At 65.1% G+C, this 1,484-nt stretch carries 1 protein-coding gene; it reads left to right on the top strand.

Annotation, left to right across the window (positions count from 1 at the left end; all coding sequences use genetic code 11):
- The coding region (gene istA, locus JMF90_RS36740) for an IS21 family transposase (protein WP_201317492.1) at positions 1-1,465 on the top strand (1,465 nt) is incomplete at its 5' end.
- Between the last annotated feature and the right edge of the window lie 19 nt (positions 1,466-1,484).

Here is a 1,484-nt window from a genome sequence, read left to right as displayed (position 1 = left end):
GAAGGTCCCGCTGCGCGAGATTGCGCGGCGTACGGGCCTGTCCCGAAACACAGTGCGCCGCTGGCTGCGGCAGACTGATGCCGTCGAGCCGAAGTATCCGAAGCGCGTCAGCCCGAGCGTCATCGACGACTGGGCCGCACAGCTGACAGGTTGGCTGCGTGCCGACAGTCATCGCCCGAAGCGTGACCGGCGCACCGCCCGGTTCATGTTCGAGGCGATCCGCGCCGAGGGTTACGCCGGCAGCTACGGCCGCGTGAGCGCGTTCGTGAGGCGTTGGCACGAGGAGCAGGCTGAGGCGCCTCGCAGGAAGGCCTTCGTGCCGCTCGCCTTCGAACCCGGCGAAGCCTTCCAGTTTGACTGGAGCTGCGAATACGCGTTTGTTGGCGGGCTACGGCGACGCCTGGAGGTCGCCCACGTCAAACTTAACTCCAGCCGCGCGTTCTGGCTCGTCGCCTATCCCACCCAGAGTCACGAGATGCTGTTCGACGCACACGCCCGCGCATTCGCCGCGTTCGGCGGCGTGCCCCGGCGCGGCATCTACGACAACATGAAGACCGCTGTGGACAAGGTTGGCCGCGGCAAGGAGCGTGCGGTCAACGCGCGCTTCGAAGCAATGTGCAGTCACTACCTGTTCGAGCCAGAGTTCTGCAATCGGGCGGCAGGTTGGGAGAAAGGCATCGTCGAGAAGAACGTTCAGGACCGGCGGCGTCAGATCTGGCACGAAGCATCGCTACGGCGCTGGGAAACGCTGGAGATCCTAAACGAATGGGTCGCTGGTCAGTGTCGTGAGGCGTGGCACATGCGGCACCCGCAGTGGCCTGAGCTGACAGTCGAGGATGTGCTGCAGGACGAGCGTACCCGGCTGATGCCCAATCCACGGCCGTTCGACGGCTATGTCGAGCAGACCCTGCGAGTCTCGTCGACCAGCCTGATTCACTTCCAACGCAACCGCTACAGCGTGCCCACCGAGTACACGAACCAGTTGGTGAGCGTGCGCTGCTATCCGGCATATCTCAGCGTCGTCGTCAACGCCCAGGAGATCGCACGCCACGAACGCAGCTTCGAGCGGCACATGACCTTCTACGATTGGCGCCACTACATCACGCTGGTCGAGCGCAAACCCGGCGCACTGCGCAACGGCGCACCGTTCATCACGATGCCGCAGCCGCTGCAACTGCTGCAGCGGCATCTGCTGAAACACCCGGGCGGCGATCGCGTCATGACGCAGGTGCTCGCTGCGGTGCGCGAACACGGGCTCGATGCGGTGCTGCTCGCCGTACAGGCTGCGCTGGATTCAGGACGCCCCAGCGCAGAGCACGTCCTGAACGTGCTGAGCCGGCTGAAGGCGCCCGTCACGAATGGCAGGCTCGCCACGACGAAACTCCAGCTCAAGGAAGAGCCCGCGGCCGACGTGGGCCGTTACGAGACGCTGCGCGCCAACCCACCGGAGGATCGTCATGTCTAACGATATCGCGGCCCAGCTC

It is taken from the genome of Burkholderia sp. E168m23, assembly GCF_016586125.1.
GTDB lineage: Bacteria > Pseudomonadota > Gammaproteobacteria > Burkholderiales > Burkholderiaceae > Burkholderia > Burkholderia orbicola.
The sequence above is the reverse complement of the archived record's forward strand: the minus strand, read 5'-3'. Positions and strand labels throughout refer to the sequence as shown.